We start from the raw sequence: 18,094 nt of genomic DNA, 5'->3' as shown, positions 1-18,094 counted from the left end.
GCCCGCCACACCGGGCGGCCGCTCCGGTGTCGGCACTGATCAGCGGGGGTCCGAGGGCCCCTCCCACAGAGACGGTGCGCGGGCGACCCGTCGAGCGCGCCTATCCTGAACCCCATGAGTGAGCCCCTCGTCCTTGGGATCGAGACCTCCTGCGACGAGACCGGCGTCGCCCTCGTCCGCGGCCACGAGCTGCTGATCGACTCGGTGGCGAGCTCGATGGACGAGCACGCCCGGTTCGGCGGCATCATCCCCGAGATCGCCTCGCGGGCCCACCTCGAGGCGATGGGGCCCACACTCCGCCGCGCCCTGGAGGGCGCCCAGGTCGAGCTCGGCGAGATCGACGCGATCGCCGTGACCGCGGGCCCTGGCCTGGTCGGCCCGCTCACCGTGGGCGCCTCCGCCGCGAAGGCCCTTGCCGTCGGGCTCGGCAAGCCGCTCTACGGCGTCAACCACGTGATCGGCCACGCCGCGGTGGACGAGCTCGTCGACGGGCCGTTCCCCGAGCGGGTCATGGCGCTCGTCGTCTCAGGCGGCCACTCCAGCCTGCTGCTGGTCGACGACATCGTCACCGGGATCACCGAGCTGGGCTCCACGCTCGACGACGCCGCGGGGGAGGCGTTCGACAAGGTCGGGCGCCTGCTCGGGCTGCCGTACCCCGGCGGCCCGCACATCGACCGCCTCGCACGCGAGGGCGACCCCGAGGCGATCCGGTTCCCGCGCGGCCTCACGGCGGCCAAGGACCAGGCGGCGCACGCCTACGACTTCTCCTTCTCCGGCCTCAAGACGGCCGTCGCGCGGTGGGTCGAGGCACGCCAGGACTCCGGCCAGGAGATCCCGCTGACCGACGTGGCGGCCTCGTTCGCCGCGGCCGTCGCCGACGTCCTCACCGCCAAGACGATCGCCGCCTGCCAGCGGCACGACGTGTCGACGCTGGTCATCGGGGGTGGGTTCTCCGCGAACTCGCAGCTGCGCGAGATGGCGGCCGAGCGTTGCGCCGCCGCGGGCATCGACCTGCGGATCCCGCCGATCCGCTACTGCACGGACAACGGCGCGATGATCGCCGCGCTCGGCGCCGCGGTGGTCCGTCGTGGCCTGCCGCCGTCGTCCCTCGACCTGCCGGTCGACTCCTCGATGCCGCTCACGCAGGTGCTCCTGTAGCCCTGCCGGCGGTGTGGCGCCTCAGGCGAGCAGGCGGACGGTGAACCGCATCACGGCGAGGGTGGCGCCGAGGATCTGCCCGGTCAGGGACTGCGGGAGCGACTGGTCGACCCACTCGGGGAGGGCGAAGTCCTCGCCGTCGCCGTTGCTCAGCCGTGTCGCCGCGGCGCCGGCAACCGCGATCCAGCCGAACCCGACGAGCGCCCAGGTGCCCACCAGCGCGGCGCGGCTGCGGCGGTCGCGTCCGGCGGGACGGTCGCGGCGGTCGGTCGGACGGTGCATGCGTGGCTCCTGCGTTGAACGGGTCGCTCAACGCGGTGCGGGTCCCCGGTTCGGGGCCACTGCCTGAGCGGGTGTCGGCATCGACTGCCTGCGGCTAGGGGAATCGTAGCGACTCGGCAGGGCTCTCAGCAGTGCGTTTCGCACACAGAGACGGGGCAGATTCGCTGATCGGGGCGCCATCCGCGATCGCCGGGCCGCCAGGCGGCGGCTCGCCCCCGTCAGAGCGGCCGGCCGGCCCGCATCTCCGCGACCAGGCTCGTGACCACGGCGTCGAGCTGTCCGCCGTGCTGCCGGGCCGCGGCGCGCTGGCGCTGGTACGAGGCGCCCCGGCGCAGGATCACGTTGACGGCGTCGAGCTCCGCCGCGCAGCCCAGCCGCTCGGCCACCGGGGCGAGCTCGACCAGCAGGCGCCGGACCGCGTCGGTGACGAGCTCCTCGTCGCCGGCCGCGTTGACGATGATGATCGCGTCCATGCCGTACCGGGCCGAGCGCCACTTGTTCTCCTGCGCGAACCACGTCGGGATGGCAGGCAGCTCGCGGCCCTCGTCCAGCAGGGTCGAGAAGTGCTCGACCAGGCAGTGGGTGAGCGCGGAGAGGGCGGAGACCTCGAGCAGGTTGGACGGGCTGTCGCAGATCCGGGTCTCGAGGGTGCCGAAGCGGGGCGACGGCCGCACGTCCCACCGCACCTCGTCGAACTGGTCGATGACCCCGGTGTGCAGCATGTCGCCGACGTACCCCTCGAGCTCCTCCCAGCGCTCGAACGGGAACGGCAGCCCGGCCGTGGGCAGCTGCTGGAACATCAGGGCGCGGTTCGAGGCGTAGCCGGTGTCGCTGCCGCCCCAGAACGGTGACGCCGCCGACAGCGACTGCAGGTGCGCGAAGTAGGTGAGCATGGCCCGGGCGATGGGCAGCACCTTGGCGCGGTCCTCGATGCCCACGTGCACGTGCAGCCCGTAGATGACCATCTGCCGGCCCCACCACTGGGTCCGGTCGATGAGCGTGGCGTAGCGCTGCTTGTCGGTGACCTTCTGCTGGGCCCAGTGCGCGAAGGGGTGCGTGCCGCCGCCCATCAGCTCGACGCGCAGCGGGTCCGTCACGGTCCGCACCTCCGCGATGGCCCGCTCGAGGTCGGCGGCGGCCTGCCCGACGGCGGTGCTCACCCCCGACACCACCTCGACGGTGTTCAGCAGCAGCTCCTGGCGGATCGACGGGTGGTCGCCCCCGTGGTCGGGGCGGACGGCGTCGAGGACGGTCTGCGCGACCTGGCGCAGGTCGCCCGAGTCCGAGTCGACGAGCGCGAGCTCCCACTCCACGCCCAGGCTGGACCGCGCCGACCGGGCGAACGGCAGCTCGACCCGCGCCCTCACAGCGGCTCCACGACCAGCACCTGCTGGCGGCCGTCCACCCGGGTGAGGATGATCGTGGACTCGGCGGCGCCGCGCAGGGACAGCTGCGCGCGCAGCTGCTCGGGGACCACCGCGGTGCCGCGCTTCTTGATGGTCAGGCGCCCGACGTCGCGCTCCCGCAGGTACGTGCGCAGGCGCTTGAGGCCGAAGGGCAGCGTGTCCAGCACGCGGTAGGCCGTCGCGGCCGGGGTGGGGCGCAGCACGTCGGAGGTCACGTAGGCGATGGTGCGGTCCACGAGCCGTCCTTGCACGGCGACCGCCACTTCGGCCACCAGCCCCGCCCGGATGACGGCGCCGTCGGGCTCGTAGAGGTAGGCGCCCACGGGTCCGACGGGCGGGGCGGGAGGGCCCTCGACGCCGCTCCGCAGCACGTGGGCCCCGTCGGGCCGCAGGACGAGCGCGCTGCGGCCCGGCCCATCGGGGGCCAGCGGGCCGAACCACAGCCCCAGCTCGACCACGTCGCCGTCGACTGAGACCCACTGGGCCTCGGCGTCGTCGGGGAGCGCGGAGTGCGGGACGCCGGGCCCGAGCTTGAGGCCGAGGGCGGGGACGCGCGAGCGCAGCGCGAGGACGGCGTCCAGCGGTGGCGCGTACGCCGCGGGGTCGAAGACCCGGCTGCCGGAGGAGGTGCGCCGGGCCGGGTCGGCGTAGACGCCGTCGACCCCCGCGGCCTCCAGGTCGACCGCGAGGCCGTCTCCGTGACGGACCTCGGCCTCGGGGAAGTGCCGCAGGTTCACGGTGGCGACGGAGGCGCTGACCTCGTCCAGGTCCACCGCGAGCACCTGGAGCCCCACCCCGGCGAAGGCCATCGAGTCGGCGCCGACGCCGCAGGTCAGGTCGGCCACCTTGGTGATCCCGGCGGCGGTGTAGCGGCGCGCGTGGTGGGCGGCGACGGTCAGGCGGGTCGCCTGCTCGAGGCCGGCGGCGGTGAAGAGCATGCCCTCGGCGAAGTCTCCGAACTTGGCGTGGGCCTTGGCGCGCAGGCGGGACTGCGTCAGGGCGGCGGCCACGAGCTCTGGATCGAGCCCTTCGCGGCGAAGCCGCTCGGAGAGCGCCATCGTGCGGCGCTCGTCGTACGGGGGGAGGGCGCTGAGCAGCGCCCAGCCGGTCGGGCTGAGGAGTTTGGTGAGACCGGCGGCGTCCATGTGCTCGATCCTTTCACGGCGCCCCGTGGCGGTCGCCGGCGATCCGGAGACGAGCCTCCTGGGGACCTGAGACTGGCACTCGCCTTGACCGAGTGCTAACCGGTTCCTAGAGTTACTGGTGGCGACGTCCCCAGGGCGTCGCCTACCGCAGAGGCTGACTCTCCGACACCCGCGACGGCGGTGGGTCTGCGCAGCGGCGTCCGACATCAGTGAAGAACTCACAAGTGAAGGGGAGGTCCGCAGTGTCGGTCTCCATCAAGCCGCTCGAGGACAGGATCGTCGTCAAGACGCTCGAAGCAGAGCAGACGACCGCCTCGGGTCTGGTCATTCCGGACAGCGCCAAGGAAAAGCCGCAGGAGGGCGAGGTCCTCGCTGTCGGCCCCGGCCGCATCGACGACAACGGCAACCGAGTGCCGCTCGACGTCGCCGTGGGCGACAAGGTCATCTACTCCAAGTACGGCGGCACCGAGGTCAAGTACGCGGGCGAGGAGTACCTCATCCTCTCCGCGCGCGACATCCTCGCCATCGTCGAGAAGTGAGCTGCGGTCAGCCCTGCTGACCTCCGCACATGAGGAAGCCCCTCCCGGCCAAGCCGGGAGGGGCTTCCTCATGTGCGGAGGAGGTGGCGCCGGCGCCCGGGTGTGGCGGGAGGCCGACGCGGGGCGCCTGGGCGCGGTGGTCGGGTCAGATCGCCTTGCGGGACGGCCGGGCGAGGATCGCCGCGCGCTCGTCCTCGGAGAGCCCGCCCCACACCCCGTAGGGCTCGCGCACGGCGAGGGACTGCTCGCGGCACTCCTGGATCACCGGGCAGGTCGCGCAGATGGCCTTCGCGGCCTCGGCGCGACGCCGACGGGCCGAACCCCGCTCGCCCTCGGGATGGAAGAAGAGGTTCTCGTCCGCGTCGCGGCAGGCGCCTTCGAACTGCCACTCCCACAGGTCCATCACGGGTCCGGGCAAACGCGAGATCTCGGCCATTGGTCCTCCTCGACTGGGTGTCCGGGTCAGTGGCGGCGGTGCGCCTGACCCGACCGCACATGACGTTCGGTCAACTAGGTCTTCAACAAAGTCGGTCAACTGGGTACGGATCGAGACGCTACAACCGCGCCACAAGTTGTTCAAGTCCCTGTTCGCAATCGCTTCAGCGCAGGCAGGGCCATCGACCGTTCGCGTGACGAGTTGGACGCGCGCGTGACAACCGCGCCACGCCTTGTGCACAATCGGTTCATGGCGACCGACGGAGACCCCTCGGCGCCCACGCCGATCACGGCGTCTCCCGGCGACGGACCAGCCCTCACCGTGGCGGCGGTGGCACGTCGGCTGGGCGTGGCGCCCGCGACGCTGCGCACCTGGGACCGCCGCTACGGGCTGGGCCCGTCCGAGCACTCGGCGGGGTCCCACCGCCGGTACACCGGCGACGACGTCGCCCGGCTGCTCGTGATGCGCGGCCTCACCCTCGACGGGGTGGCTCCCTCCGAGGCGGCCCGGGTCGCCCGCGAGACGGACCTCCACGCGGAGGAGGGCGATCCGACGCCCCGGCCACGGCTCGCCTCGGTGCCCGGGACGGGCGTGGACGAGCGCTCGAGGGCGACGCCGACACTCGTCATCGACGCCGCGCTGCGCGGCGACGAGGGCGCCTGCCGACGGCTGCTCGCCGCACCCGAGAAGGACTACGAGCGGTGGTGGGCCAACCTCGTCGAGCCCGTCCGGGCCGGTCTCGCGGCGCGCACCGTGCTCGCGCGGCCGGGGGAGGACGCTGACGCCCTGGTCGTGGACTCGGTCCTCGCCGGGTTGCGCGCCCGGACCGCGCCCCTCGCCCACGCGCACGTCGCGGGGAGACAGGTCGTCCTGCTCCTGGCGGCGCCCGGCGAGCCGCGGCCACTGGTGCTGCACGTGCTCGCGGCGGCGTTGGCCAGCCACGGCGCGGACGCGCGGATCGTCGCCGGTCCCGTCGAGCAGCACCGGGTGATGGAGATCGCCGCGATGACCCGTCCCGCGGCGGTCGTGATGGTCAGCGAGCTCGGCGCCCCCGACCTCGCGGTGATCGCCGCGCTCGCGGACGCCCAGCCCGAGCTTCCCCAGTTCGTCGTGCTCGCCGACGACGACGCCGCGCGGGCGCTCCCTCTGGGGCGGTCCGTCCACCGGGCCAGGACGTTCGCCGGCGTGCTCGCCGAGGTGACGGCCGTGTGCTCCTGAGCCGTGCCGCGAGGGAGTGCACAAGCCGGGCAGGGTGTCACGCATGTAGACGTCTGGGGCCTTTCACCCGCACAGTGGTCTAACGTTTCCCCACGCCCCGTCGATAAAGAGATGACAGCGCGCGAGTGTCGCGGGCGGCAAGGAGGGTCCGATGGCTGGAGTCGTGGTCTGTCACGGCTCGACCGTGGTGCGTGAGCGCCTGGTCCTGACGGCCCTCGGAGTTCCCTCGCTCGCCCCCGTGCGGTCGGCGGAGACGGCCGAGGAGCTCACCGCCCTCGCGCGGCGCATCCCGCCCACCGTCGTGCTGCTGGACGCCCACCTGCCCGGGCCCGGCCCGGTCGAGGCGATCCGACGGCTGCGCGCGATCGCGCCGTCCGCCACCATCGTGATGCTCGCGGTGCCCGGTGACGAGGTCGCGCTGGACCGGGCGATCTCCCTCGGCGCGCGCGGGTTCCTCGCGCCCGACGTGGGTCGCGCCGAGCTGTCCGCCGTCGCCGCGCACGTGCTCGCCAGCCCTTCGGTCGCCGCCACCGGCGCCTCCACGTCGATGCGCGCCGAGGCCGCCGTCGAGCCCGTGGTGGACGCCCCGACGCAGCGTGGGGGCCTCGAGGAGGTCGCCCTGACCAAGCGCGAGGTCGAGGTGCTCGTCGGCATGAGCAACGGACGGTCGAACGCGCAGATCGGCGCCGAGCTCTTCCTCTCCGAGGACACCGTCAAGACGCACGCCCGCCGGCTGTTCCGGAAGCTCGGGGCAGCCGACCGCGCCCAGGCGGTGGCGATCGGCCTGCGCCGAGGCCTCATCCGCTGACCTAGCCCACGGCTTGACGCGTGGCAAGGGGCATGACCGGGCTCTGCGTGGCGACGTATCATCGACGGATGACCGACCTCGGAACCCCCGGATCCGCCGTCCCCTCCGACCCCTTCGGTCGTATCGGCCTGACCTATGACGACGTGCTGCTGCTCCCCGGCGAGACCGACGTCATCCCCAGCGAGGTCGACACCACCACCCGGCTGACGCGCGAGATCTCGATCGCCCTCCCGCTGGTCTCGGCCGCCATGGACACCGTCACCGAGGCGCGCATGGCTATCGCGATGGCCCGCCAGGGCGGCATCGGGATCCTGCACCGGAACCTGTCCATCGAGGCGCAGGCGCACCAGGTCGACCTGGTCAAGCGATCCGAGTCCGGGATGATCACGGACCCCGTCACGATCGGCCCCGACGCGACGCTGCTCGAGCTCGACGAGCTCTGCGGCAAGTACCGCGTCTCCGGCCTCCCGGTCGTGGACGTGAAGCAGCGCCTGCTCGGGATCATCACCAACCGCGACCTGCGCTTCGTGCCGCCGGAGGAGTTCCCGACCCGGCTGGTGCGCGACGTCATGACGTCGATGCCGCTGGTCACCGCCCCGGTGGGGATCGCCCGCGAGGACGCGGCAGGGCTGCTCGCCAAGCACAAGGTCGAGAAGCTCCCGCTGGTGGACGGCGCGGGGGTCCTCCAGGGCCTCATCACGGTCAAGGACTTCGTGAAGTCCGAGCAGTACCCGTCGGCGACCAAGGACGGGGAGGGCCGGCTCGTCGTCGGCGCCGCCGTCGGGTTCTTCGGCGACGCGTGGGAGCGGGTCATCGCGCTGGTCGAGGCGGGTGTGGACGTGCTCGTGGTCGACACCGCCAACGGTCACGCGCGGCTCATGCTCGACATGGTGCGCCGCCTCAAGAAGGACCCCGCCACGCGCGACGTGCAGATCATCGGCGGCAACATCGCCACCCGCGAGGGCGCGCAGGCGCTCGTCGACGCCGGCGTGGACGCCATCAAGGTGGGGGTGGGCCCTGGGTCCATCTGCACCACCCGCGTGGTGGCGGGCGTCGGCGTGCCGCAGGTCACGGCGATCTACGAGGCGTCGCTCGCCGCGAAGCCCGCGGGCGTGCCGGTGATCGGCGACGGCGGCCTGCAGTACTCGGGCGACATCGCCAAGGCCCTCGTGGCCGGCGCGGACAGCGTGATGCTGGGCGGGCTCCTCGCGGGCTGCGACGAGTCGCCGGGGGACCTGGTGTTCGTCAACGGCAAGCAGTACAAGCGCTACCGCGGCATGGCCTCGCTGGGCGCCATGCAGACCCGCGGCGACCGCCGCTCGTACTCCAAGGACCGCTACTTCCAGGGCGACCTCTCGGACGACGAGATCATCACCGAGGGCATCGAGGGCCAGGTCCCGTACCGCGGCCCGCTCGCCGCGGTGGCGCACCAGCTCGTGGGCGGCCTGCACCAGTCGATGTTCTACGTGGGAGCCCGGACCATCCCGGCGCTGCAGGAGCGGGGGAAGTTCGTGCGCATCACCCCGGCCGGGCTCAAGGAGTCGCACCCGCACGACGTGCAGATGATCTCCGAGGCGCCGAACTACTCGAGCCGCTGACCGCAGCACGCATGACGAGGCCCACGGCGCTGGTCGCCGTGGGCCTCGTCATGTGCGGCGGCGCCCCGGGACGGCCGCGCGCCCGGGACGTCCTCGGCGTCAGTCCCGGAACGTCTCGATCTGCGCGCCCAGGCTCACGAGCCGCTCCTGGAGCTGCTCGTAGCCGCGCGCGATGATGTCGACGTCGCGCAGCACCGACGTCCCCTTGGCGGCGAGCATGGCTAGCAGGATCACCACGGCGGGCCGCAGGGCGGGCGGGCAGCTCACCTCGGCGCCCGACCACCGCGTGGGCCCTTGCACGTCGAGGCGGTGCGGGTCGAGCAGCCGCACGTCCGCCCCGAGGCGGGTCAGGTCGGTCAGGTGGATGGCTCGACCGTCGTACACCCAGTCGTGGATCAGCGTGTGGCCCTGCGCGCAGGCTGCGATGACCGTGAAGAACGGCAGGTTGTCGATGTTCAGCCCTGGGAACGGCATCGGGTGGATCTTGTCCGCGGGGGCGCGCAGCTCGCTGGGGTGCACCGTGACGTCCGCGAGCCGGGTGCGGCCGTTGTCGGCGAGGTACTCGTCGGACACGGTGAACTTGAGGCTCATCTCGGCGAGCGTGGCGAGCTCGATCTCCATGAACTCGATGGGCACCCGGCCCACCGTGATCTCCGAGCCGGTGACGATGCCGGCGGTCAGCAGGCTCATGGCCTCGACCGGGTCCTCCGAGACGGTGTACTCCACGTCGGCGACGATGTCCGGCACGCCGTGCACGCGCAGCGTGGTGGTGCCGATGCCGTCGATGCGCACCCCGAGCAGCTCGAGGTAGAAGCACAGGTCCTGCACCATGTAGTTCGAGCTGGCGTTGCGGATCGTGGTGACGCCCGAGCGTCGCGCCGCCGCCATGATTGTGTTCTCAGTGACGGTGTCGCCGCGCTCGGTGAGCACGATGCTGAGGTCGCGGGCCTGCGCCTCGCCGACCTGCGCCTGGTAGAAGCCGCCGGTGGTGGTCACGTTCAGCTCGAACGGGCGCAGCGCGATGAGGTGGGGCTCCGCGGTGCGGGTGCCCAGGTCGCAGCCGCCCGCGTAGGGGAGGGCGAACTCGCGCTGGAGCCCGAGCAGCGGGCCCAGGAACATGATGATCGAGCGGGTGCGCCGGGCTGCGTCCACGTCGATGGACGCGAGGTCCAGGCGGTCGGGCACCTGGATCTCGAGGTCGTGGCCGTCGGGCGACCAGGTGGCGCGCACGCCGATGCTGCGCAGCACCTCGACGATGCGGTCGACCTCGACGATGCGGGCGACGTGCCGCAGGCGGGTGGTGCCGCGGTTGAGCAGCGAGGCGCACAGCAGCGCCACCGCGCCGTTCTTGCTCGAGTTCACGTCGATGCGGCCCGAGAGCTGCTGGCCGCCGTGCACGCGCAGGTGCGAGTGCCGGGGGCCGATGGTCACGAGCTCGGAGTCGAGCGCGGCGCCGATGCGCGTCAGCATGTCGAGGCTGATGTTCTGGGCGCCCTGCTCGATGCGGTGCACTGCGCTCTGGCTGGTGCCGAGGCGTTCCGCGAGCTGCGCCTGGGTCAGCCCTTGGTGCTGGCGGGCGCTGCGGACGAGGCCGCCCACGCGTGTGAGGTGCTCGTTGGTGTCTGTCACGTCTGTCATCGTCACCAGGGAACCGTAACTCATCGATGAGATGACGTCGCGGCGACGGTCGGGGCAACCGGGGCGTGTACGCCGCCTCAGCGCAGTCCGCAACTCATGACTGAGATGTGATCAACTCCAAGGGAGAGGGTGCGGCGGGGGTGGGCCGCGCGCCGAGCCACTCGGCGTGAGCGCCCAGGCCAGGCAGCCCGCGGCTCTCCCGCCAGCTGTTGAAGTGCTCCGCCCAGACCCGGTGCGCGTCGGCCTGGTAGCCGTGCAGCGCCGCGAGGTCCAGGGCCGCGAGGTGCGGGAAACGGGCCACGATCCGCTCGAGCACGTCGAGCGTGGCAACGACGTCCACGTCCGCCGTGTGCAGCGCGCCAGGGTCGACCACCTCGTAGTGGCCGCACAGGTCCACCAGCTTCCGCTTGCCCTTGCGGTACCGGTCCTCGTGGCGGTCCAGCACCAGCGGGTCGATCACCGGCATGGTCTCGCGGCCCGTGCGCTGCGGCAGGGTCGGCAACCCGTGGCGCTCGAGCTCGGCGTCGAGCAGGCACAGGTCGAACGTGGCGTTGTACGCCACCACGGGTATGTCGCGCAGCAGCGCCTCGGCGATCGCGTCGGCGATCTCCTCGAGGGCCACCACCGGATCGGCGCCGGCTTCGCGTGCCTGCTCGGTGGTGATGCCGTGGATGGCGCTGGCCGCGGCGGGGATATCGACGCCTGGATTGATGAGCCAGGTCTGCACCTGGGTGCCGTCGGCGTCGCGGCGGACGAGCGCCGCGGTGACGATCCGGTCGGTCTCGATGTCGACGCCGGTGGTCTCGGTGTCGAAGCCCAGCAGCGGTCCCTGGGTCCAGCTCATGTGCGTCCTCCTTGGTGCGGCGCGGCCAGCATGCCACCAGCCGCCGACAGTCCGGGGCAGGCGCCCCTGGGCGCCCGGGCGCGGATGCGGCGCGCGCCGCGCGGTGTGAGGGTGGTGGGGCCGATGCCGACGACACGAGGAGGTCTGCCATGTCACGCCTGGTGGGAGCCAAGGTCGCGTTCCTCACGAGCATGACCGGGATCGAGGACCCCGAGCTCACCGTGCCCTGGACCGCCGTGCTCGAGGCCGGGGGCGCCGCCGAGCTCGTCGCGCCCGAGCCAGGGGAGGTGAGCACGGTCTCCGGCGACCTCGAGCCGGTCGCGTCGTACCCCGTCGACCGCCAGCTGGACGCCGTGGTGGCCGCGGAGTTCGACGCCCTCGTCATCCCCGGGGGCACGGTCAACGCCGACCGCCTGCGCGTCCTCCCCGCCGCCCAGGCCCTGGTCCGCGCGTTCGCCGAGCAGCGCAAGCCCATCGCGGCGATCTGCCACGGCCCGTGGCTGCTGATCGACGCGGGGGTCGCCGACGGGGCGACCCTGACCTCGTACCACAGCCTGGCCACGGACCTGCGCAACGCGGGGGCGACGTGGGTCGACGCCGAGGTCTCGGTGTGGCAGGAGCAGGGCTGGCCGCTAGTCACCTCGCGCCAGCCGGGCGACCTGCCCGCGTTCTGCACGATGCTCGTTGAGGTGGTCGGGGAGGCGGTGCGCACCTGAGCCCGCGGGCGCGCCGGTAACCTGGTCTCGTGAGCAACGAGATCGAGATCGGACGCGGCAAGCGCGGACGGCGCGCATACTCCTTCGACGACGTGGCTGTGGTGCCCTCGCGCCGCACGCGTGACCCCGAGGAGGTCTCCGTCGGCTGGCAGATCGACGCGTACCACTTCGACATCCCGGTGCTGGCCGCGCCGATGGACTCGGTGATGAGCCCGTCCACCGCGGTCGCGCTGGGCCGTGCGGGCGGCCTGGGGGTCCTGGACCTCGAAGGGCTGTGGACCCGCTACGAGAACCCCGAGCCGCTCCTCGCGGAGATCGCCGAGCTGGGCGCCGCGGGGTCGACGGCACGGATGCAGGAGCTGTACTCGGCCCCCATCGACCCCGAGCTGATCCGGCTCCGGCTCAAGGAGATCCGGGACGCGGGCGTCACCGTCGCCGGCGCGCTGTCGCCGCAGCGGACCCAGGAGTTCTCCCAGGTCGTCGTGGACGCGGGCGTGGACCTGTTCGTCATCCGCGGCACCACCGTCTCCGCCGAGCACGTCTCGGGCCGGGCCGAGCCGCTGAACCTCAAGCGCTTCATCTACGAGCTCGACGTGCCCGTCATCGTCGGCGGGGCCTCCACCTACACGGCGGCGCTGCACCTCATGCGCACCGGCGCGGCCGGCGTGCTGGTCGGCTTCGGCGGCGGCGCGGCGCACACGACGCGCGTCTCGCTGGGCATCCACGCGCCCATGGCGACCGCGATGGCGGACGTCGCCGCGGCCCGCCGCGACTACCTCGACGAGTCGGGCGGCCGGTACGTGCACGTCATCGCGGACGGCGGCGTGGGCCGCTCGGGCGACCTCGTCAAGGCCATCGCCTGCGGCGCGGACGCCGTGATGCTCGGCGCGGCGCTCGCCCGGGCCACCGAGGCCCCCGGCCAGGGATGGCACTGGGGCCCCGAGGCGCACCACCCGCAGCTGCCGCGCGGCGAGCGGGTTCACGTGGGCCAGGCCGGCACGTTCGAGCAGATCCTGTTCGGCCCCGGCCACACGGCCGACGGCACCCTGAACCTCGTGGGCGCCCTGCGTCGCGCCATGGCGATGACGGGGTACTCGGACCTCAAGGAGTTCCAGCGGGTCGAGGTCGTCGTCTCGCCGTACCAGCCGCACTGACCTCGGGGCGACGGCGGGCGCGCGGTACGTCCACACGGACCGCGCTCCCGACGTAGCCTCGACGCATGGCGCACGATCCTGACTCCGCCCGGCTCATCGACCCCGAGACCGACCCGCTCGCGACCTACGTGCTCGAGCCCGACGACGTGCGGTCGCTGCTCGACCGCGTCGTGACCTCGCCCGGCGGGTCGACGCACACCACGCACGCGCCGTTCACCGGCGCCCCGATCGCCGCTGTGCCGCTCTCCACGCCGGAGGACGTCGCCCGCGCCACGACCGCCGCCCGCCGCGCGCAGCGCGCCTGGGCCCGCACCCCGTTGCGCGAGCGGGCCGCGGTGCTGCTCCGCGTGCACGACCTGGTGCTCGCCCACCAGAGCGACGTCCTCGACCTGATCCAGCTCGAGAACGGCAAGTCCCGCCAGAGCGCGTACGAAGAGGTCGCCGACATCGCGATCATCGCCCGGCACTACGCCCACCGCGCCAGCGCCTACCTGGCGCCACGCCGGGTGCGGGGACTGCTGCCCGTGCTGACCAAGGTCGACGTGCTGCGGCACCCGGTGGGCGTGGTGGGCATCATCGCGCCGTGGAACTACCCCCTGACTCTGACTCTCGGGGACGCGCTGCCAGCCCTCGTGGCGGGCAACGCCGTGGTGCTGCGACCCGACCCCCAGACCGCCCTCACGGCCCTGTGGGCGGCTGAGCAGCTCGAGGCGGCCGGGCTGCCCGCCGGCGTGCTGCAGGTCGTCGTGGGGGACGGGAGCATCGGATCCGCGGTGATCGACCACGTGGACCAGGTGACGTTCACGGGATCGACCGCCACCGGGCGGGTCGTTGCGGCGCGCGCGGGGGAGCGGCTCATCCCCGCGACCCTCGAACTCGGCGGCAAGAACCCGATGTACGTCGCGGAGGACGTGGACGTCGAGGTCGCGGCGGAGGGGGCCGTGCGCGCGTGCTTCGCCAACACGGGCCAGCTCTGCATGTCGATCGAGCGGATGTACGTGCACGAGGCGGTGGCAGACGAGTTCACCGAGGCGTTCGTGCGGCGTACCCGTGCGCTGCGTCTCGGCCCCGGTCTCGACTACGCCTCGGACATGGGGTCCCTGACGTCCGCCCAGCAACTCGCCCGGGTGGTCGAGCACGTCGAGGACGCGCTCACCCACGGCGCTCGGGTGCTCGCCGGCGGGGTGCACCGCACCGACATCGGGCCGCTGTTCTACGAGCCCACCATCCTCGGCGACGTGCCGCCGCAGGCGCGCGCGTTCCGGGAGGAGACCTTCGGCCCGGTCGTGGCCCTGTACCGGGTGGCCTCCGACGACGAGGCCGTCGCCGCGATGAACGACACCGAGTTCGGGCTCAACGCCAGCGTGTGGACCCGCAGCACCCGGCGTGGCGCGGAGATCGCCGCCCGCGTCGGCGCGGGCACCGTCAACGTCAACGAGGGCTACGTGGCCGGGTGGGGCTCGACCGGCGCCCCGCAGGGAGGGCGGGGACAGTCGGGCCTCGGCCACCGGCACGGGCCCGAGGGCATCTGGCAGACCACCGAGCAGCAGACGGTCGCCCTGCAGCGCGGCGTGCACAGCGTGCTCGGCGGCCCAGGAGTGGGCCTGCACCGGCTGTTCGACCTGGGCGCCGAGCGGTGGACCGAGGTTTACACCGGCCTGCTGCGCGCCATGCGGACGCTGCGGCAGCCCTGACGGCCTGGCGACAGCCCCTGGCACGAACGACGGCAGGCCGCCACCCCATGAGGGTGGCGGCCTGCCGTCGTCAGGCGGTCCCGATCAGGCGGTCGCGGCCGCCGCGGCGATCGTCGAGACGGTCAGCCGCGCGATGGCCAGCTCCTCGGCCGTGGGCACCACCAGGACGAGCGTCGGGGCGCCGTCCGGGGAGATGACCGTGACGTCGGACTTGCGGCCCGCGTTGCGCTCCAGGTCGATCGTGTAGCCGAGGCCCTCGAGCCCGGTCAGGGCGCGTGCCCGCACGATGTCGTCGTTCTCGCCGATGCCGGCGGTGAAGGACAGGACGTCGACGTGGCCGAGCACGGCCGTGTACGCGCCGATGTACTTGCGCAGGCGGTGGATGTAGACGTCCAGGGCCAGCTTCGCGTCCTCGTCGCCCGCCTCGATCATCTCGTGCAGGGTGCGGAAGTCGCTCTCGCCGGACAGGCCCTTGACGCCCGACCTGCGGTTCAGCAGGTCGTCGATCTCGTCGATCGACATGCCCGCGTTGCGGTGCAGGTGGAAGACGACGCTCGGGTCGATGTCGCCCGAGCGGGTGCCCATGACCAGGCCCTCGAGGGGCGTCAGGCCCATCGACGTCTCGACCGCGACACCACCCTGGACGGCCGACGCGGAGGCGCCGTTGCCCAGGTGCAGCACGATCTGGTTGATGTCCTCGAGCGGGCGGTCGACGATGCGGGCGACCTCGCGCGAGACGTACTGGTGCGAGGTGCCGTGCGCGCCGTACCGGCGGATCGAGTACGTCGAGGCGACGTCCTGCGGGATCGCGTACGTCGCGGCGGCGTCCGGCAGGGTGCGGAAGAACGACGAGTCGAACACCGCGACCTGCGGCACGTCCGGGAGCAGCTCGCGGGCGACCTCGATGCCGCGGGCGTTGGCCGGGTTGTGGAGCGGGGCCAGCGGCGACAGCGCCTCGATGCCCGCCACCACGGCGTCGTCGATCAGCGCGGGGCCGGCGAACACGTCCCCGCCCTGCACCACCCGGTGGCCCACCGCGACGACATCCGCCTCGGCCAGGTCCGGGCCGTGCTCCGCGAACAGCTCGAGCACGCGGCGCAGCGCCTGCCCGTGGTCTGTGATCGGCTCCGTGAGCTTCGTGGAGACGCCGTTGTGCTTGTGCGTGAGCAGTGCGTCCTGCGCGCCGATCCGCTCGACGATGCCGGACGCGATCGCGTCCCCACCGATGGGGTCGACGAGCTGGTACTTCACCGACGACGAGCCCGAGTTGATGACGAGCACGGTGCCATGGGTGGCGATGTCGGCCTGCTGGCCCGGCTGGTCGCCGAGTCCGTGGTGCGGGTTCACGCGTTGTCCTCCGAGGTGTTGTCCAAGGCCTGCGCCTGGATCGCTGTGATCGCGACGGTGTTGACGATGTCCTGCACGAGGGCGCCGCGCGAGAGGTCGTTGACCGGCTTGCGCAGCCCCTGGAGCACGGGGCCGATGGCGACGGCGCCGGCGGAGCGCTGCACGGCCTTGTAGGTGTTGTTGCCCGTGTTCAGGTCGGGGAAGACGAAGACCGTGGCCCGGCCGGCGACGGCCGAGTCGGGCATCTTCGTGCTGGCCACCGACGCGTCAACCGCGGCGTCGTACTGGATCGGGCCCTCGACCGACAGGTCGGGGCGGCGCTCGCGGACCAGCGCAGTCGCCGCGCGGACCTTGTCGACGTCCGCGCCCGAGCCGGACTCGCCGGTCGAGTAGGACAGCATCGCGATGCGGGGCTCGACCCCGAACTGGGCGGCGGTCGCCGCGGAGGAGATCGCGATGTCCGCGAGCTGCTCGGCGGTGGGGTCCGGGTTCACGGCGCAGTCGCCGTAGACCAGCACGCGGTCCTCGAGGCACATCAGGAACACGCTCGACACGATCGAGACGCCGGGGGCCGTCTTGATGATCTCGAAGGACGGCTTGATGGTGTGCGCGGTGGTGTGCAGCGCGCCCGAGACCATGCCGTCGGCCAGGCCGAGCTCGACCATCATCGTGCCGAAGTACGACACCGACGAGACGATCTCCCGGGCACGCTCGACCGTCATGCCCTTGTGGGCGCGGAGCTTGGTGTACTCCTCGGCGAAGCGCTCGAACGTGTCGCCCGAGCGGGGGTCGACGATGTGCGCGTCGGCGATCTGCAGGCCCAGCTCGGTGGCCCGCGCCCGGATCGACGTCTCGTCGCCGAGCAGCGTCAGCTCGGCGACGCCGCGCTGCAGCAGGGTCGAGGCGGCGCGCAGGATGCGGTCGTCGTTGCCCTCCGGCAGCACGATGTGCTTGCGGTTCGCGCGCGCCCGGTCCAGCAGCTCGTACTCGAACATCAGCGGGGTGACGACCTCGCGGCGGGGCACGTCGAGCGCGGCGACGATCGCGGCGCCGTCGACGTGGCTCTCGAACAGCGACAGCGCGCTGTCCACCTTGCGCTGCGAGTCGGCGGAGACCCGTCCGCGGGTCTGGGCGGCGGCACTGGCGCTGCGGAACGTCCCCGCGTCGGTGCGGATGATCGGCAGGCGGGAGCCGAGGCCCTCGACCAGCTTCGCGACCGTGGGCGGCGGGAAGAAGCCGCCGTTGAGGATGATGCCGGCCAGCGAGGGGAAGCCCTCCGCGGCGTGCGCGAGCAGCAGGCCCAGCAGGATGTCCGAGCGGTCGCCCGGGGTGATGACGAGCACGCCGTCGTGCAGCCGGTCGAGCAGGTGCTCGATCGACATGGCGCCCACGAGCACGTCGACGACCTCGCGGGAGAGCAACTCCTCGTCGCCCACGGCCAGCGTGCCGCCGACTGCGTCCATCAGCTGGCGCACGGTGGGGGCCGTGAGGAACGGCTCCTCGGGCAGCGCCCACGCGGGGGCGACGGTGCTGACGGCCTCGCGCACCTGGTCGAGCTCGGCCGGGGCGCAGCGGTTCGCCACGACGGCCATCACGGTCGCGTGGTTCGCCTCGAGCTCGCCCACGGCGACGTCGGTGACCTGGCGGACCTCCTCCGGGGTGCGCCCGTTCCCGCTGACCACGAGCAGCACGGGGGCGCCCAGGTTCGCGGCGATGCGGGCGTTGTAGGACAGCTCCGTGGGGCCGGCCACGTCGGTGTAATCGGTGCCGACGATGACGACGATGTCGCACTGCCGCTCGACCGCGTGGTACCGCTGGAGGATCTCCCCGAGGGCGGCCTCCGGGTCGGCGTGCACCTGGTCGTAGGTGACGCCGATGCAGTCGGCGTAGGCGAGGTCGACGCCGTCGTGCGCGAGCAGCAGCTCGAGCACGTAGTCCGGCGTGGCGGTGGATCGGGCGATCGGGCGGAACACGCCCACCCGCTCGACGGAGCGGGTCAGGAGGTCGACCAGGCCGAGGGCGACGGTGGACTTGCCGGTGTCGCCCTCAGCCGAGGTGACGTAGATGTTGCGAGACACGGGTGTTGCTTCTTCCTCTGAAAGATCTACTGG

Annotated in this window: 16 protein-coding genes; 8 read left to right on the top strand and 8 right to left on the bottom strand. The window is 72.6% G+C overall.

The window, feature by feature from the left end; translation table 11 throughout:
- The first annotated feature begins 114 nt into the window (after positions 1–114).
- Complete coding sequence (gene tsaD / locus NP064_RS13400; protein WP_227570358.1) at positions 115–1,158, top strand: tRNA (adenosine(37)-N6)-threonylcarbamoyltransferase complex transferase subunit TsaD; 1,044 nt, start codon at positions 115–117, stop codon at positions 1,156–1,158.
- A gap of 21 nt (positions 1,159–1,179) precedes the next feature.
- Here tsaD and NP064_RS13395 read toward each other — a convergent pair whose 3' ends face one another.
- The 3 genes from NP064_RS13395 to NP064_RS13385 form a co-directional block, all read right to left on the bottom strand.
- On the bottom strand, positions 1,180–1,440 hold the full coding sequence (locus NP064_RS13395) for a hypothetical protein (RefSeq protein WP_227570359.1): 261 nt from the start codon (positions 1,438–1,440) through the stop codon (positions 1,180–1,182).
- Positions 1,441–1,658: 218 nt separating this feature from the next.
- Positions 1,659–2,807 (bottom strand): glutamate--cysteine ligase, encoded by a 1,149-nt coding sequence (locus NP064_RS13390; RefSeq protein WP_227570360.1) that lies wholly within the window; start codon positions 2,805–2,807, stop codon positions 1,659–1,661.
- A complete protein-coding gene (locus NP064_RS13385; RefSeq protein ID WP_227570361.1) occupies positions 2,804–3,991 on the bottom strand; it encodes a class I SAM-dependent methyltransferase in 1,188 nt (395 codons plus the stop codon). The genes NP064_RS13390 and NP064_RS13385 overlap by 4 nt, the downstream gene beginning before the upstream one ends.
- A 242-nt stretch (positions 3,992–4,233) precedes the next feature.
- Between NP064_RS13385 and groES the strand changes: the two genes are divergently transcribed.
- Positions 4,234–4,530, top strand: a complete 297-nt coding sequence (gene groES / locus NP064_RS13380; protein WP_227570362.1) for a co-chaperone GroES — start codon at positions 4,234–4,236, stop codon at positions 4,528–4,530.
- A 145-nt stretch (positions 4,531–4,675) separates the two neighbouring features.
- Here groES and NP064_RS13375 read toward each other — a convergent pair whose 3' ends face one another.
- Positions 4,676–4,966 carry a WhiB family transcriptional regulator gene (locus tag NP064_RS13375; RefSeq protein ID WP_227570363.1) on the bottom strand — a complete coding sequence of 97 codons (291 nt, stop codon included), beginning with the start codon at positions 4,964–4,966 and terminating at the stop codon, positions 4,676–4,678.
- 249 nt (positions 4,967–5,215) lie between these two features.
- On the opposite strand from NP064_RS13375, the gene NP064_RS13370 reads away from it, so the two are divergent.
- From NP064_RS13370 to guaB, 3 genes are all read left to right on the top strand, one after another.
- Positions 5,216–6,184, top strand: a complete 969-nt coding sequence (locus tag NP064_RS13370) for a MerR family transcriptional regulator (protein ID WP_227570364.1) — start codon at positions 5,216–5,218, stop codon at positions 6,182–6,184.
- A gap of 151 nt (positions 6,185–6,335) precedes the next feature.
- Entirely contained in the window at positions 6,336–6,992 is a 657-nt protein-coding gene (locus NP064_RS13365) for a response regulator transcription factor (RefSeq protein ID WP_227570365.1), read from the top strand.
- 68 nt (positions 6,993–7,060) lie between these two features.
- A complete protein-coding gene (guaB, locus tag NP064_RS13360; protein WP_227570368.1) occupies positions 7,061–8,590 on the top strand; it encodes an IMP dehydrogenase in 1,530 nt (509 codons plus the stop codon).
- Between the two features lie 99 nt (positions 8,591–8,689).
- Here guaB and NP064_RS13355 read toward each other — a convergent pair whose 3' ends face one another.
- Both NP064_RS13355 and NP064_RS13350 read right to left on the bottom strand, forming a co-directional pair.
- Positions 8,690–10,228, bottom strand: coding sequence for a helix-turn-helix domain-containing protein (locus tag NP064_RS13355; RefSeq protein ID WP_227570369.1), 1,539 nt, complete (start codon positions 10,226–10,228; stop codon positions 8,690–8,692).
- A 94-nt stretch (positions 10,229–10,322) separates the two neighbouring features.
- Positions 10,323–11,072 carry an exonuclease domain-containing protein gene (locus tag NP064_RS13350; protein WP_227570371.1) on the bottom strand — a complete coding sequence of 250 codons (750 nt, stop codon included), beginning with the start codon at positions 11,070–11,072 and terminating at the stop codon, positions 10,323–10,325.
- 149 nt (positions 11,073–11,221) lie between these two features.
- On the opposite strand from NP064_RS13350, the gene NP064_RS13345 reads away from it, so the two are divergent.
- From NP064_RS13345 to NP064_RS13335, 3 genes are all read left to right on the top strand, one after another.
- Positions 11,222–11,788 carry a type 1 glutamine amidotransferase domain-containing protein gene (locus tag NP064_RS13345; protein WP_227570373.1) on the top strand — a complete coding sequence of 189 codons (567 nt, stop codon included), beginning with the start codon at positions 11,222–11,224 and terminating at the stop codon, positions 11,786–11,788.
- A gap of 29 nt (positions 11,789–11,817) precedes the next feature.
- Complete coding sequence (locus NP064_RS13340; RefSeq protein ID WP_227570375.1) at positions 11,818–12,942, top strand: GuaB3 family IMP dehydrogenase-related protein; 1,125 nt, start codon at positions 11,818–11,820, stop codon at positions 12,940–12,942.
- 65 nt (positions 12,943–13,007) lie between these two features.
- Positions 13,008–14,636 (top strand): succinic semialdehyde dehydrogenase, encoded by a 1,629-nt coding sequence (locus NP064_RS13335; protein ID WP_227570377.1) that lies wholly within the window; start codon positions 13,008–13,010, stop codon positions 14,634–14,636.
- 84 nt (positions 14,637–14,720) lie between these two features.
- Here the strand turns inward: NP064_RS13335 and NP064_RS13330 are convergent, their stop codons facing one another.
- Together NP064_RS13330 and pta are read right to left on the bottom strand one after the other, a co-directional pair.
- Positions 14,721–15,983, bottom strand: a complete 1,263-nt coding sequence (locus NP064_RS13330; protein WP_256813620.1) for an acetate kinase — start codon at positions 15,981–15,983, stop codon at positions 14,721–14,723.
- Positions 15,980–18,061 (bottom strand): phosphate acetyltransferase, encoded by a 2,082-nt coding sequence (pta, locus tag NP064_RS13325; RefSeq protein WP_227570379.1) that lies wholly within the window; start codon positions 18,059–18,061, stop codon positions 15,980–15,982. The genes NP064_RS13330 and pta overlap by 4 nt, the downstream gene beginning before the upstream one ends.
- Between the last annotated feature and the right edge of the window lie 33 nt (positions 18,062–18,094).

Source organism: Cellulomonas chengniuliangii (assembly GCF_024508335.1).
In the GTDB taxonomy this organism is placed as follows: Bacteria; Actinomycetota; Actinomycetes; order Actinomycetales; family Cellulomonadaceae; genus Cellulomonas_A; species Cellulomonas_A chengniuliangii.
The sequence above is the reverse complement of the archived record's forward strand: the minus strand, read 5'-3'. Positions and strand labels throughout refer to the sequence as shown.